Origin of the sequence: Yersinia pekkanenii (assembly GCF_001152565.1) — a bacterium.
Taxonomy (GTDB): Bacteria; Pseudomonadota; Gammaproteobacteria; order Enterobacterales; family Enterobacteriaceae; genus Yersinia; species Yersinia pekkanenii.
This window is the reverse complement of record NZ_CQAZ01000042.1, coordinates 19,864-35,472: the sequence shown is the minus strand read 5'-3', so window position 1 is coordinate 35,472 and position 15,609 is coordinate 19,864. Positions and strand designations below refer to the sequence as shown.

The window sequence follows — 15,609 nt, the reverse complement described above, 5'->3', positions numbered from 1 at the left end:
AAAAGTGTCTACGAAACCCGGGTCTATTCAGATATCCATTATGATAATGGGTTGCCTGATGAGATCAGCACAGTTATTGCAACATCCTATTTATACAGTTTATATGCAGCCGGTATTTTTATATTTCTAACAACTACCATGAATTTTTTTAATGTTAACAATGTGATAAATACCAATAAAAAAATCACTCGGTGCCTCTCGTTACCAACTATTGACTGAGTCATTTTACATCACAATGTTACAAACTCTGTTTGTACTCCTGTTAACCATCCTCCTTCTGATTGTTCTAACACAGCTATCTATAGGCGTTAAAGAGTTAATACTCATTCAAGATACTAGAACACGACTCACCTCCTTCTTTCTTACGTTGATTTCAGTTTATACAGCAATACTCTTTTCCCATTTAATATACCTTTATATTACCGTCTTCCCCAATAAATCCGGCCAGTATAATATTTATAATCAGCAGCCAATATCACGCTACATTTATCAAGGAACATTGTGCATACAAATAACAATCGCAGGCATAATGGTCTATTTGTGGGCAGGGATATTAACACAGAATAGTTTTATGCTACATCATGATTTTGGCTATAAAAAAGACAATATAGTGACATTTACTTTAAGCGATGAATTACTTAATTTGTCATCAATAAATAGTTTGCAAAATGAATTGAAAAATATTGTTAATATAGAACCTATCGCACTCAGTAGCTGGCAACCCTTTGACATGTCAAGGACAAACACTTCAATATTTCATCTTAATCAGCAAGAGAAAGATAAATTAGTAACAGTCAATACACTGAATGCCAATAAATATTTCCCTGAGACTTGGGGAGTCAAAGTATTAGCAGGGCATGAGAACAGGCTGACACCCAGTGATGATAACAAGGTTATCCATGCAATAGCGACACAATCCTTTATGGCGTTAATGGGACAATCTTCCTATGATGAAACACTGAACAGTATATTTTATATTAATGATAATGAATCTGAACCTAAAGTCAGAATCCTTAAGATCATCAATGATTTTTATCTTGCAGATATAAATAAAAACATCACACCGTTATTAATATTTATTGAAAATAAGTCTCAGCGATACGCCGCGATAAAATTACAACATAGACAGGACCTTGGGGAAGTAAAAAAAATACTTGAACGATACCCTGTTAATCCTATGCAGATACAAACAGTAAACCATTTACATCAAGAATATTTCAATACGAATAAACTTATGCAAAAAACAGCCAATTTAGTTGCCGGACTTTCAATTTCATTAATATTAATAAGCACAATAATTATCAGTATATCCGAAACCAAACGAATCGGGAAAACATTAAAAATAATGGAATCTATTGGTGGTTCTATTTATACCCATATCGTTTTCTTTATACAGCAAAACATCGCCCCTATTATTCTTGCTGCTATAATAGCATTCTCGATAGGTTTCTTTTTATTGCATCGATGGTTGGTTCAATACCATGCTGTGGATAATCTTTCATACGTCAATGCCACTGCTACGCTTTTTATTTTCATCATTAGCATAGTTGTCATTATGACTATTACGCTGATTTTAAATAGTAATCTTATAAATACTAAAAAGAAATAACAAACCATATGGATATAAATATTGAAAAAAATGCGCATACAAACTTACGCATAAAGTTAATTATTATAGGTGTATCATTTACAATGATTGCCTGCTGTTTTTACATTTACTCTTTGTTCACAACCCAAAGTACATTATTAGTTGCGCGGGAAAGCACTACTTTCATTACGGTTAAACCAGAGGAATTTCAGGACGTATTAATTACACGTGCCATTACAGTGCCAAAGGAAAGCACGATTATATCAAGTGAACGTGGGGGGAAAGTCATTGAAATTGCCAAAACAGCCTTTGAAGCGGTTAACAAAGGTGATGTTATTATTCGTTTATCCAATTATGATTTCATGTTAGAGACAACCGCCAAAATGGCAGATATTACCGAACAAATAAATAATCTGCGTAATATGAAAATGCAATTGGAGCAAGATAATCGGGATACCAAACTCAGCCTACAAGAAGCTCAACACCAGATCGAGGTTGTTAGCAAAAACCTTGTCAGGCATCAAGTCCTCGATACAAAATCGATGATTGCAAAATCAGAGTTAGAAAACCAAAAAGATATACTGAAAAATTGGAAAATTAAAAGTGAGATATTACTGGAACATAATGACAAAAACCAAAAATCACTTCCTAAGCAATTAAATAATATTAATGACTCTATTTTATTACTTGAACGAATGATGGGAATGATTGAAATGGGCATCGATCAATTAGTAATAACTGCGCCTATTGACGGCTCTTTATCTGTTTTGGACATTGAGTTAGGCCAGCAAATAAAACCGGGTGAAAAAATAGCAGTCATAGATAATTTCAATTCATATTATTTCAATGTCTTTTTGAGTGAATATTATTTGGATAAGATAAAACCACAAACTCGTATTATTGCAAAAATAAATGGCCAGGATATTGTACTGCTTATTGAATCGGTCTCCACAGTTATTGATAATGGCAAGTTTAAGGCAAAGCTGACACCGACTCAATTAAACAAAGTGCCGCTAAAAAGAGGCCAATCTATTGAAATAGAAATATCATTGCAAGAAGATAAGGGAAAACTATTATTAGTCCCCAATGAAAGTATTATTTCAGATAGAAATGGAGGTAACTATCTATATGTCTATCAACAACAATATGATCATGCAATTAAAACTAAAGTTGAAATAAAACGCCGAAATGCGGAAAAAACAGAAATAACAGCAGGGCTAGATTCAGGTCAACGCATTATCATCCCTTCATATTTAAACAGTAACGAATATAATATAATTGAGTTTAAATAATATGCTAAATATACAAAATGCAGAAAAGTGCTTCATAACAAAAACGATTAAAACCCGTGTATTTCATCATCTTAACCTCGCGGTGGAACAAGGTGAATTCGTATCTATTATGGGGCCATCGGGATCGGGGAAATCAACTTTGCTCAACATTATAGGTATGTTTGACTCACTTGATAGTGGCTCACTTACCTTAGCAGGAAAAGATGTCGTATCCCTAAGTTACTCACAACGAATTGCATTAAGACGCGAGTTGATAGGCTATATTTTCAGTCCTTTAATCTTATTCCACATTTATCAATATTCGATAATATTGAGTTGCCGCTGAAGTATCGCAATGTTGCAAAAAAAGAACGCCTTGAACGTGTCACTCGGATTTTGAACCTCTTCGCTATCGAGAATCGGAAAGATCATAAACCAATGCAATTATCGGGTGGTCAGCAACAACGAGTTGCCATTGCCCGTGCCATGGTATCCGATCCAGCATTATTGTTGGCTGATGAGCCAACCGGTAATTTGGACAGTAAGAACACCCGAAACGTACTTGAACAATTAAACAGAATAAATCAGACCGGAACCACCATAATAATGGTTACACACTCAGATGAAGCCGCCACATATGGTAATAAAATAGTCAATATGAGAGATGGAAATTTAACATGAAGAAAAGAGTACGCTGAAGCCACATTATTGTGACTTCAGCAATTTATTCTCAGCACTATAACTCTACCTCTTGTCCTTTACGGTGCAAACGCAATGAAACCAGGAAAGTTAGGAAACACATGGCCGAAACGTACCAAAAGAAGCTGTTTTCCATATCAAAAGACTTGAGAGACAGCGCAACATATTCAGCGCTACCGCCAAACATGGCATTTGCTACCGCATAAGACAAGCCAACCCCCAGTGCCCTGACTTCCGGTGGGAACATTTCGGCTTTCAGTAACCCACCAATAGAGGTATAGAAGCTGAGGATAATCAAAGCAGTAACAATAAGCATAAAGGCGATATAAGGGCTGGTTACTCCTTTCAGCGCATGGAGGATTGGCACTGTCAGTAACATGGATAATAAACCGAAAGTCAGCATCGATGTACGCCGGCTAATGCGGTCAGATAACGCACCAAATAATGGCTGCATAAGCATAAAAATAAACAGCGCAGCCGTCATTACCAAACTGGCGGTTTTCACCTCCATTCCAGCGGTGTTAACTAAATACTTTTGCATATAAGTAGTGTACGTATAAAAAGAAAGTGACCCCCCGGCCGTGAAACCCAACACCATAATAAACGCACGGCGGTGCTTCCACAGGCCTTTCAGACTACCGGCATCTTTCTTATTACGCGTTTTTTCATCTGAGGTTTCATTCAATGAACGACGTAAATAAAGTGCAACCACCGCCAGCAATGCCCCAAGAACAAAGGGAATACGCCAGCCCCAGCTATGCAATACTTCTGATGATAGCGTTTGCTGTAATAGAACCAGCACTAATAATGCCAATAGTTGACCACCAATCAATGTGACATATTGGAAAGAAGCATAAAAACCTTTGCGCCCTTTCACTGCCACTTCGCTCATATACGTTGCACTGGTGCCATATTCACCGCCAACTGATAGCCCCTGAAATAAGCGAGCAACCAATAACAAAATAGGTGCCAGACCGCCAATGGAGGCATAAGTTGGCAGGCAGGCAATCATCAACGAGCCAGCACACATCATATAAACAGAAATAAGCATCGAAAGCTTGCGGCCATGCTTATCCGCAATATAACCAAATAGCCAGCCACCAATTGGTCGCATCAAAAAGCCAGCGGCAAAAACACCCGCAGTTTGCACTAGCTGAGTGGTCGGATTATCACTGGGGAAAAAAAGCGGTGCAAAGTAAAGTGCGCAGAATGAGTAAATATAGAAGTCGAACCATTCAACCAAATTACCTGAGGAGGCACCGACGATGGATCGAATTCTCTGTCGGGTATCGGCTTTCTCTGCCAGACGTGCTGATTGTGCGATGTTTTCTGCCGATACTGTATCTATTGATGTTGTTTCTGCCATATTGATATGTCCGTCATCATATTGAATATCCATGCCAACATAAGCCCGGTTCTGAGAGAATGTAGGCATTGGACTTTCATTCATATATTGTTATGTTGTTATATATTGGTAACGATATTGTTTCAATTGGAGTTATCGTTTAACTGGCAGTTTAGGAAATAACTCAATTTCCCCTGTGATGTCAATTACATAAATATGTAATCTCGTATGTATGGCACATGTTTTTTGTGAGAATCAAAACAGAAATAAACCGTAACAAAATAGTATTACAGGGAATAATCGATGACCAGCACACCTGTTCTACTGGCCACTTATCGATGGTTACCCATTACAAGCTAAAATGCCGATCCCGGTTGTAGCAGAAAGGCTTGCTCCTCAGCACTGGATACCCGTCCGAGAATATGATTACGGTGCGGATAGCGGCCAAAGCGATCGATAATTGCTTTATGGCGCAATTCATAATCTAGCTGGATCTTATTACCTAACTCGGTATATAGCTTCAATGCTTGCTGATGAATTAATGCAGATTCAGAATGCATAAACGGTAAATAGAGAAAGCCGCGCTGTGTCTGGGATAGCTGCTCTGCCTGACCACTGCTCACTGCTTCCTGTGCCAATACCAACGCCATGCCATCACAGGAAAAAGAAGTCGGTAAATCACGGAACAAGTTCCGGCTGAACTGATCTAGTATCAATATCTCCGCCAGACGCCCTTCGATATGATGCCGCCAATGTGCCAACTCCCCCTTAGAGGCCGCTTGCCAAAAGGCACCAAAATGCTGGCTTAAATAGGCATCAAAATCCTCGTCCTTTTTGAACCACGACGCCGAGTCCATCTCATTAAACCAAAATTTTAGAATTTTTTGATAGTCCATGTCACACCTCTGTTTCTTCTGACGAAAGCTAATGCCAATTAAAAAGAGTAACCCTGATCAAGGTAGCACCAGTCTGCTACCACTTTAAGCCCCCATCCATTCACCCACTTGGTAATCTCTGCCATAATGGTGCTCTTATTTGATTGGTAGCTCTGCACCAGTAATATCTCTTGCCAACGGTGCAACAGACCACGGAGTTCAGCATGGACTACTGTAATACCTCGGATTTACTCTCTTTGGAACAAGCACTGACTAAAATGCTGTCACAGGTCACGCCATTGCCAGCAACAGAAATTGTCGAATTAACCGATGCTGCGGGGCGTATCACAGCCAGTGCAATTACTTCACCGATTGCCGTACCACCGTTCGCCAACTCCGCGATGGACGGCTATGCTGTGCGTTGTAATGAGCTTAGCAGCGGCATGCCGTTACCGGTGGCGGGTAAGGCTTTTGCCGGTGCACCTTTTAAAGATGAATGGCCGGCCAATACCTGTATTCGAATCATGACCGGAGCGCCTATTCCTCAAGGAGCCGATACTGTTGTCATGCAAGAACAAGCCGTTATCAGTGAACAAGGCGTCACATTTAGCGACAACGTACATATTGGGCAAAATATCCGGCTGGCAGGGGAAGATATTCAGCAAGGTGCTGCTGTTTTCCCGGCGGGCGTGAAGTTAGGGGCGGCACAACTTCCTTTACTGGCATCGCTGGGTATTGTCGAAATAACCGTTTTTCGCGCCTTGAAAGTTGCTATTTTCTCAACCGGTGATGAATTGCAACCCGTTGGACAACCTCTGGGCGAAGGGCAGATCTACGATACCAACCGCTTTGCGGTGCGTTTGATGCTGCAACAGTTAGGCTGCCAGATAATTGACCTTGGCGTTATCCGTGACGATCAACAAGCATTACGCAGTGCATTTGAACAAGCTGATGCCGTCGCAGATTTGGTTATTAGCAGTGGTGGTGTCTCGGTGGGTGAAGCGGATTATACCAAACAAATACTGGAAGAACTGGGTGAGGTTGGTTTCTGGACGTTAGCGATAAAACCCGGTAAACCTTTTGCTTTTGGCAAATTAAAACGGGCTTGGTTCTGCGGCTTACCGGGTAATCCAGTCTCTGCTGCGCTGACATTCTATCAGTTGGTACAACCATTAATCGCTAAACTCTCTGGTCATTCTGGATGGCGTCCACCATTACGCCTAAAGGCAATCGCGGCAACAAAATTGAAGAAATCCCCCGGCCGTTTAGATTTCCAACGAGGGATTTTCACCACCAACATTCATGGTGAACTAGAGGTTCACACTACCGGTCACCAGGGATCTCACGTATTCAGTTCATTCAGCCAGGGCAACTGTTTCATCGTTCTTGAACGGGAACGTGGCTCGGTAGCTATCGGTGAGACTGTTGAGATCGAACTGTTTAACGCGTTATTGGCATAATGAATGGTTCGGATAATTAATTACGGGGAAACTGACATGTTGCCTGAACTTTCCGATGCGCAAGCACTGCGTTATAACCGGCAAATTGTCTTGCACGGTTTTGACTTTGACGGTCAAGAGAAACTGAACGCAGCCAAAGTGTTAATCGTCGGATTAGGTGGCCTTGGGTGTGCGGCGGCACAATATCTGGCAGCGGCAGGTGTCGGCCATCTTACGCTGTTGGATTTTGATACGGTTTCTCTTTCCAATCTGCAAAGGCAGGTTCTGCACCGCGATAACCGTATTGGTCTGTCAAAAGTGGCCTCCGCTGCCCTAACGCTGTTAGAAATTAACCCCCATCTGGTACTGCAATCGATCGATGCTCAATTAGATGATGAGCAACTCGCTGCTACCATCGCTGAACATCAATTAGTGTTGGATTGTACCGATAATGTCACCAGCCGCGAACAGCTTAACCGTCTGTGCCATGCACAACGTAAACCACTGGTTTCAGGTGCGGCAATTCGTATGGAAGGGCAACTCAGTGTCTTTACCTATCAACAGAACCAGCCTTGCTATCGTTGCCTGAGTCGGCTGTTTGGTGATAATGCACTGACCTGCGTTGAGGCCGGCGTCATGGCGCCTTTAGTGGGTATTATTGGCAATTTACAAGCCATGGAAACCATAAAAATACTGGCTGACTATGGTCAGGTGATATCAGGCCGGATATTGATGTATGACGCCATGACGGCAGAGTTTCGCAGTTTAAAACTGGCAAAAGACGCCAACTGTGAGGTTTGTGGGAAGGACTCATGGGATATTGAGCACAAAAAAAGCTGATGTAATGCATCAGCTGAGGTTAATGACAAAGTGCTCAGCACGGAGAGAACAGGCAGACAGTAAAGACGCCGTAAACCCGTCCTTGGGGGCTTGTGTCGCGCCATCCCTGGCGCGGACGCTTTACTCTTCTGCCTATCCTCACCGCCTAACATCGAGTCATCAGCTCTCTTATTAACACTCAGTCAAATCATCAGGACTGAATACCTTGGCTACGCAGATAATCTTCGTAGTTGCCGGTAAAGTCGATCAGCTTGTTTGGTGTCATTTCAATCACTCGGGTCGCCAATGAACTGACGAACTCACGGTCATGGGAAACAAAGATTAACGTGCCTTCATACATTTCCAATGCCATGTTAAGAGCTTCAATCGATTCCATATCCAAATGGTTGGTTGGCTCATCCATGACCAGAATGTTAGGGCGCTGCATCATCAGCTTACCAAACAACATCCGCCCTTTCTCACCACCAGACAAAACCTGTACTTTCTTCTTGATATCGTCCTGGCTAAACAGCAAACGGCCCAGCACACTGCGCACAGCCTGCTCGTCGTCTTTTTCCTGTTTCCACTGGCTCATCCAGTCAAATACCGTTAGATCGATTTCAAAATCGCTGGCGTGATCCTGCGCGTAGTAACCGATCTTACTGTTTTCAGACCATTTCACGGTACCAGAATCCGGCTCATAATCCCCTACCAGCGTTTTCAGCAAAGTAGATTTACCGATACCGTTCGGCCCAAGGATAGCCACTTTTTCACCGACTTCCAGGCGCAGATCCAGTTTTTTAAACAGCGGGCCGTTATCAAAACCTTTCGTCAGCAGTTCAACTTCCAGCGCATTACGGAACAACTTTTTATCCTGATCAAAACGGATAAACGGGTTCTGGCGGCTAGAGGCTTTCACTTCATCAAGTTGAATTTTATCAATCTGACGGGCGCGTGAAGTCGCTTGCTTAGATTTAGAGGCATTGGCACTAAAACGGCTAACAAAAGATTGCAGCTCAGAGATCTGGGCTTTTTTCTTGGCGTTATCAGAAAGCAGACGATCGCGAGCTTGAGTCGCCGCAGTCATATATTCGTCATAGTTACCCGGATAAACACGCAGTTCGCCGTAATCCAGATCCGCCATGTGAGTACACACCATGTTCAGGAAGTGACGGTCATGGGAAATAATGATCATGGTGCTGCTACGTTCGTTCAGAACTTGTTCCAACCAGCGGATAGTATCGATATCCAAGTTGTTAGTCGGCTCGTCAAGTAGCAAAATTTCCGGGTCTGAGAACAGGGCCTGCGCCAACAACACACGCAATTTGAAGCCGGGAGCGATTTCGCTCATCAACCCATAATGTTGTTCAACCGGAATACCGACACCGAGCAGCAATTCACCGGCACGGGCTTCTGCGCTGTAACCATCCATTTCACCATAGGCAACTTCCAGATCAGCAACTTTATAGCCGTCTGCTTCGCTCATTTCAGGCATGGCGTAAATGCTGTCGCGCTCTTCTTTTACTTCCCACAGTTCGCCGTGACCCATAATAACGGTGTCCAGCACTGTATTGTTTTCAAAGGCGAATTGGTCCTGACGTAATTTACCCAGACGCTCATTTGGGTCAAGGAATACGTTACCGCCGCTTGGCACCAGATCACCGCCAAGGATTTTCATGAAGGTGGATTTACCACAACCATTAGCGCCGATCAGGCCGTAGCGATTACCGCCACCGAATTTTACTGAAATGTTTTCAAACAGCGGCTTGCTGCCGAATTGCATGGTGATATTGTTAGTACTTAGCACAGAGCTCGCTCTCGATTGGATTTCTGAATAGGGATATTCAAGAATTATAGAAAATGTGATTCGGCGCGCATTATGCCACAAGATGGCCAGAGTATCGCCTCCAGTTTTGCACGAAATCTCAGCAAAGATATAAATCTGAAGGTGAACGGCCGTTAATGCAGAGACATCGATAGATAAAAGGGGCTAAATTGCCCCCTCAAGTCAATAATATGAACCCTAAAATTATCAATGTTGCGTCTCATCGATACATTGCAGCGCACTGTGCTTGTCCAACAAGAAAGGCCGCAGATAAGCAACGGCATTAGACATGGGTAGCACCTCTTCACTGAGATGAATATTCAGCACATTACTCAGATAATCACGACGCTTTTGTATTCTTTGCCAAACCTCAGGGTACTGGGTAGCAAGTTCATGGCGTAAAGATTGGCTGGCCAGCGCAATGCACTCCTCTGCACTCACTCCTGCATAACCTTTTACTGAAGGAATAATATCGATTTGGAATATCATCCCACTGCTAATTTTCTCTTCAGAACCACTATAGATAGGTGAGCACAACCACTCTTCATCAGCCACCAAATGACCCGGATTTAATGACCAGTGGTATTGCGATTTAGGGAAAACCTCTTCAACGAGCGAATACATCTCTTTGCCTGACATTCCAATACGAATATTTTCCAGCCAGGCCACTACCGTGGTGTAATAAGGAATAGCAACTTTAGCGAGATAATCTCTCTCTGCAATAGGCAGTTGATCCGCATGATGGACAGCGTAACCCGTTCTGCTGCTCAAGCCGCCTTTAAAGCCGGTGGTCAAGGATATCTTATCGCCAAGTTGTACCGCTTTATCACTGGGATACAAATTAGCTTGCTCAAAACGAGCACCGGTGGCTGCAATCATTACAACACTATTAGGTTGCCCTTCATCTGCCAGATAACGACCCAGTTGCTTTTCTGTTTTGCCTATCTCTAACGCAGCCAACGCGTTGAGAATACAATTTGAGGCCAGATTCGCGCCATATTCATAGTGAGCCAATTCATTAGCATTGTTGGTCACTCTGGCTGCCGTATCACCACCAATAAATAGGGCTGTAGCATTGATAACTGGTGTCGTAGGAGAAACCGACTGTTTTATCGCAGCCAAAATAAAATACGGAATATCAAACAACTGGCTATTATCGTCCTGCGCACTGGTAAACAACTTCCAACCGGCGACGCCAACTTTGTTAGCCTGTTGCAATCCGGTATCAATCAATAATTCAGGCAATGTTTTGCTATTTTCCATTGGCTGATTGGGTAAAGAAAAATAGGGAATATGAATCGCAGTATTATCGACCCTGGCATATTGAGATAATTTTAAATTCTCGTTACCTAGCAATAAATAGACCGCGCCCGAGACATGCAGCACCATTGCGGCTTCTTCGAAACGAGGAATAAACCCGGCCAAATACTCAAAATTACCGCCATGCTCTTTGTCGGCATAAACGAATAAGTAATCGATTCCAGAGTTGAGCATATTATTGATAATTTTGGCTTTACGGTATTTGATGGTCTCATCACTGATAGCCACCTTAGAAACAGCATCAAACCTGGGTGGTACATCAATAGCATTCAGTTTCACATGGCGCTTAACAGTCATTTTTTCCATCATAATCATTACCCTATTAGTTAATTTAAAGCCACTTGGCATCACGGGTAAACGAGATTGTCAGCCAACGATGAGGGCCGGACTCACCAATCTCTTGAGCAATTTCATCCCGTATTTTGTCGAAATGGCTAACACCATTCGCTTCCATTTCAGATGAAATAACCACATGGATCTCGACAAATAACCCCCGCCCCATGCGGGTAGCATAATGGGAATAATCTATAAATTTATATTTTGCCATTAGCTTATCCATGATGTTTTCGATGGCGTTATCCAGTGTATCCGGCGTCATTTGTAATACTTCACGGACTGCCGCGATGACTGTTTTTATCGGCATGGGTATCAATATCAGGGTTAACAGCGCCAGTACGCTAGGGTCAGTATAAACAATCAAATGCTCATAACGGGTGCCTTCCATACTCCAGGAAAGCAAAAATGCCACTAATAAAGCAGAGCTTATGCAAGCTGACATCAGCCAGCTTTTAGTATCCAATGCAATTAGCTCAGATTTAACACGTTTATTCAAACGTCGCTGTTTTAAGAAAATTGTAAAACAGAAAATGCTAACAACCAGCGCATAGACAATAGCCCAGCCAAGCTCCAATTCCCGGCCACCATCAATAATACCTTTAATAGCATTAACAAAAGCATACAAACAAAGAAAGGCCAGTAAACTGCCATTAAAAGCTAATACCAAAGGCTCTACATGCCAAAAACCATATTGAAAACGTCTGCTGTGCGGTTGGCCGAGTAATCGGGAGACCACTAAAGATAAACTGCACATTCCAGCATCTAACGCAGAAAACATACCATCAAAAATGATCGACATCGAACCACATACAATACCGAACACAATCCCCATAATGGCAATAAACAAAGTGAAAAAAATCGATCGTCGTAAAATCTGCTGCTCAAGCTTGGTGTCATGTAGCATCGGTGGTACCTGTTCACTGAGTGTTGTCATGATTACAACCTATTTTTATTGCAACTAATTGTTTTATTAAAATTTATTATTATTTATTTAGCTTGATATGGCGTCACGATAAGAACAGTGAAGGTAAATCAGCGCTGATAGTAGTGTGTCACATTCTTCCTTTTTTACCAGTAAATTACACGGTTATACCTGAACATAACACCGTGTTAATCTCTTGTTTTTACTTATGTTAATCAGGGTATTTTGTGTTGTCAGGGATTTTATATCGCTGATTACCATTTCAATGAATTAATTTAATACTTCACTTTCATCTTTATCTTAAAGCTATCAGCCAACGGCGCTTTATAATTTATATCTAATAACAGATTAGTTTAATTTTAATAACCTGCAGATATAACCAAAGTTTTTAATTAACAGCAGTAAATGAGTAGAAGTTGTTATTCATCGATAATGCCATTTCTGCATAAATATATTATGCACGCCTTGCGGTAATACCCGTTTCGGGGGGAATATGACGACCAAACTTAATATTGTATTAGTACATGGCGCGTGGGCTGATGGCTCACAGTGGCGGCATATTATCCCAGCGCTGCATGCTATGGGACACCGGGTTATTGCGATACAAAATCCACTGACGTCATTAGCAGATGACGTAGAACGTACTATCAAGCTAACGACGGCATTATGTGGCCCTACATTATTAGTCGGCCATTCCTATGGCGGTATGGTTATTACTCAAGTCGGGCATCTGCAAAATGTGGTCGGTATGGTCTATCTCGCCGCTTTTGCCCCAGATGCGGGCGAAAGCCTGTCCAGTACCTTTGCATTGCGTAAACCACCTATTGGCGCGGCCTACATTCGCCCAGATGATAATGGTTTTTTGTGGATTGATACTGATAAGTTCCATGAAAATATATGCCAAGACCTTGGCGAAGATGAAGCTCTGGTGATGTCTTTGATACAAAAACCCATCGCGGCACGTACTTTTACTGATAAATCGGCCCAACCTGCCTGGCGGGTAAAACCTTGCTGGTATCAAGTATCTACGGAAGACAGAATGTTACCGGTCGAGACTCAGCGCGAGTTTGCCGAACGAATTCAGGCACAAAAAGTAATTGAATTACCCTCCAGCCACGCATCACTGCTCTCTTATCCACAGCAGATAATCGCGTTGATTGCAGATGCTGCGAATGCAGTCAGATAATTTTTTGCTCCACCAGGAAATACTGATATCGCGGCCAGTAGCAATACAAGATTAATCGCGATTTCCAGTGGCTGCATGATATGACTGGCAAAAAAAATCCGCCCGAAAGCGGATTTTTATCTGATACAGCCATTCACGGTTAAAGGTGAATGCTGATTATCCTCAGCAGCAGCTTAGAAAGTGTAACCTACGCCAGCAACCCAAGTACCAACGTCAACATTACGGATGCGGCTCTGCTCGTAAGAAACGTCCAGGGCAACATTTTGCATTGGGTTGAACTGCATACCTGCGCCGTAAGTTAAACCGTAATCGCTGGTGCTGTTTTTGTCGCTAGCAGATGTTGGGAAGTTCTGGCTGAAACGGCCATAACCCACCCCTACCAGGCCATAAACGCTAGCCCAATCGTTGATACGGTAAGCTGGGCCACCGGTGATAGCGTTGTATTGTGCTTTGTTGTAAACAGACGCGCTGTCACCGAAGCTGCTTTTTTCAGTGTGAGTGAAAGAAGTGATGTAACCCAGTTGAGAATCACTCCACTCGTAGCGGTATTTCAGGTTGAAACCTGAAGATTTGTTAGCAACACCTTGGTAGTCGCTCTGGGCATAACCACCAGAAACGGTGCTTTGACCGGCAAAGGCTGAACCTGCGGTCACGGCTAATACACAAGCTGCTACAGCTGAAAGACATGCAATTTTATTCATAACCACCTCGAAAAACGCCAATTTTTAGATGAAACTAAAACACCATGAAATTATAACAATAAACAGTTGGAAACTCTGCATACATATGATTGTCTAATCATTTATTTGGTGTAACAAAGAGTTTCAAGTATCATCTATCTTGCTAATACGCTTACGAATTCTGCGTATGGTACACCTTTTTGTGACACTCATCACTAAAGTCCATTCCAGATTATTCTTAATTTTGACGCTTAAATAAACACCAAAAATAGCGTTAAAAAACAACAGCCATTACTTTTTATCCTTTTCCATTTCTTTTTTCTGCTCTTTGGTTATTTTTCAACACTGGGCTGACATTTCATTTACACTGGCAAAGACGGCTACCTAATCATTTTCTTTGAGGCTCAAAAGGATGTCTTTGTCTCCTTCATCCAAACATTCACTCCCATTAGTCCCTATTCTGTTACTAGTGATCGCTATGATCTCAATCCAAAGCGGCGCATCACTGGCAAAAAGCTTGTTCCCACTGGTCGGCGCACAGGGAATAACCTCGCTACGGCTCGGTATTGGCACACTTATTCTGTTCGTCATATTTAAGCCTTGGCGGATGCGATTTAACGCTGGAAGCCGTTTACCCCTGCTTATTTATGGGGTGGCATTAGGGGGAATGAACTTTTTATTTTACCTGTCATTAAAAACCGTGCCATTAGGCATTGCGGTCGCGCTGGAATTCACCGGCCCTTTGGCAGTGGCCATGTTCGCTTCCCGTCGTCCGGTCGATTTTATCTGGGTGGGGTTGGCCATTTTGGGCCTATGGTTCCTGTTACCCTTGGGCAATAGCATTGATACCATTGATTTATTTGGTGCGGCTTGTGCTCTGGGGGCCGGTGCCTGTTGGGCGATCTATATTATTTCAGGTCAAAAAGCGGGCGGCGATCATGGTCCCGGTACCGTTGCGGTTGGCTCTTTGATCGCTGCGCTGATTTTCTGCCCGATCGGGGTGGCTTATAACGGTATGGCCCTGTTCAGCCCTGCAATCTTGCCAGTGGCTTTGGCGGTGGCAATTCTATCGACGGCATTACCTTACTCACTCGAAATGGTGGCGCTAACCCGTCTTCCCACGCGGACATTTGGCACGTTAATGAGTCTGGAGCCCGCATTAGCCGCAATTTCAGGGCTGGTGTTCCTAAATGAACATCTGACGTTGGTTCAATGGCTGGCGTTGGGATCGATTATCAGCGCCTCTATCGGTGCCACTTTGACCATCAGACCCAAGCCGCAACTTGATCAAATCACCTGAAAGG

13 protein-coding genes and 1 pseudogene are annotated in these 15,609 nt (G+C 42.8%); 8 read left to right on the top strand and 6 right to left on the bottom strand.

Annotated features, from left to right (window positions below; all coding sequences use genetic code 11):
- The 4 genes and pseudogenes from AEP37_RS27310 to darD all read left to right on the top strand — a co-directional run.
- A partial coding sequence (locus AEP37_RS27310) for a hypothetical protein (RefSeq protein ID WP_244880807.1) occupies window positions 1-219 on the top strand: 219 nt, incomplete at its 5' end.
- A gap of 352 nt (window positions 220-571) precedes the next feature.
- Window positions 572-1,609, top strand: coding sequence for a hypothetical protein (locus AEP37_RS27305; protein ID WP_235801392.1), 1,038 nt, complete (start codon window positions 572-574; stop codon window positions 1,607-1,609).
- A gap of 8 nt (window positions 1,610-1,617) precedes the next feature.
- A complete protein-coding gene (gene darC / locus AEP37_RS18040; RefSeq protein WP_049614648.1) occupies window positions 1,618-2,880 on the top strand; it encodes a darobactin export ABC transporter periplasmic adaptor subunit in 1,263 nt (420 codons plus the stop codon).
- A 1-nt stretch (window position 2,881) separates the two neighbouring features.
- Window positions 2,882-3,540, top strand: a pseudogene (darD, locus tag AEP37_RS18035) (darobactin export ABC transporter ATP-binding protein).
- A 55-nt stretch (window positions 3,541-3,595) separates the two neighbouring features.
- On the opposite strand, the gene AEP37_RS18030 reads toward darD, so the two are convergent.
- Window positions 3,596-4,924: an MFS family transporter gene (locus AEP37_RS18030; RefSeq protein ID WP_049614650.1), complete on the bottom strand. Its 1,329-nt coding sequence runs from the start codon at window positions 4,922-4,924 to the stop codon at window positions 3,596-3,598.
- Window positions 4,925-5,259: 335 nt separating this feature from the next.
- A complete protein-coding gene (locus tag AEP37_RS18025) occupies window positions 5,260-5,799 on the bottom strand; it encodes a DUF924 family protein (protein WP_049614647.1) in 540 nt (179 codons plus the stop codon).
- A 203-nt stretch (window positions 5,800-6,002) separates the two neighbouring features.
- Between AEP37_RS18025 and moeA the strand changes: the two genes are divergently transcribed.
- Entirely contained in the window at window positions 6,003-7,238 is a 1,236-nt protein-coding gene (gene moeA / locus AEP37_RS18020) for a molybdopterin molybdotransferase MoeA (RefSeq protein ID WP_049614646.1), read from the top strand.
- A gap of 36 nt (window positions 7,239-7,274) precedes the next feature.
- Entirely contained in the window at window positions 7,275-8,057 is a 783-nt protein-coding gene (gene moeB, locus AEP37_RS18015) for a molybdopterin-synthase adenylyltransferase MoeB (protein ID WP_049614645.1), read from the top strand.
- A gap of 190 nt (window positions 8,058-8,247) precedes the next feature.
- On the opposite strand, the gene AEP37_RS18010 is transcribed toward moeB, so the two are convergent.
- The 3 genes from AEP37_RS18010 to AEP37_RS18000 all read right to left on the bottom strand — a co-directional run bounded on the left by AEP37_RS18010 (window position 8,248) and on the right by AEP37_RS18000 (window position 12,451).
- The gene (locus AEP37_RS18010) at window positions 8,248-9,843 is read right to left on the bottom strand and encodes an ABC-F family ATPase (protein ID WP_072086345.1); all 1,596 of its coding nucleotides are present in this window, start codon (window positions 9,841-9,843) and stop codon (window positions 8,248-8,250) included.
- A 225-nt stretch (window positions 9,844-10,068) separates the two neighbouring features.
- Window positions 10,069-11,487, bottom strand: coding sequence for a M24 family metallopeptidase (locus AEP37_RS18005; protein WP_049614649.1), 1,419 nt, complete (start codon window positions 11,485-11,487; stop codon window positions 10,069-10,071).
- Window positions 11,488-11,512: 25 nt separating this feature from the next.
- Window positions 11,513-12,451: a cation diffusion facilitator family transporter gene (locus AEP37_RS18000; RefSeq protein WP_049614643.1), complete on the bottom strand. Its 939-nt coding sequence runs from the start codon at window positions 12,449-12,451 to the stop codon at window positions 11,513-11,515.
- Window positions 12,452-12,932: 481 nt separating this feature from the next.
- Between AEP37_RS18000 and AEP37_RS17995 the strand changes: the two genes are divergently transcribed.
- Window positions 12,933-13,625, top strand: coding sequence for an alpha/beta fold hydrolase (locus tag AEP37_RS17995; protein WP_049614642.1), 693 nt, complete (start codon window positions 12,933-12,935; stop codon window positions 13,623-13,625).
- 173 nt (window positions 13,626-13,798) lie between these two features.
- Here AEP37_RS17995 and ompX read toward each other — a convergent pair whose 3' ends face one another.
- Window positions 13,799-14,326 (bottom strand): outer membrane protein OmpX, encoded by a 528-nt coding sequence (gene ompX / locus AEP37_RS17990; RefSeq protein ID WP_049614641.1) that lies wholly within the window; start codon window positions 14,324-14,326, stop codon window positions 13,799-13,801.
- 391 nt (window positions 14,327-14,717) lie between these two features.
- On the opposite strand from ompX, the gene rhtA reads away from it, so the two are divergent.
- Window positions 14,718-15,605: a threonine/homoserine exporter RhtA gene (rhtA, locus tag AEP37_RS17985; RefSeq protein WP_049614640.1), complete on the top strand. Its 888-nt coding sequence runs from the start codon at window positions 14,718-14,720 to the stop codon at window positions 15,603-15,605.
- The last annotated feature ends 4 nt before the right edge of the window (window positions 15,606-15,609 follow it).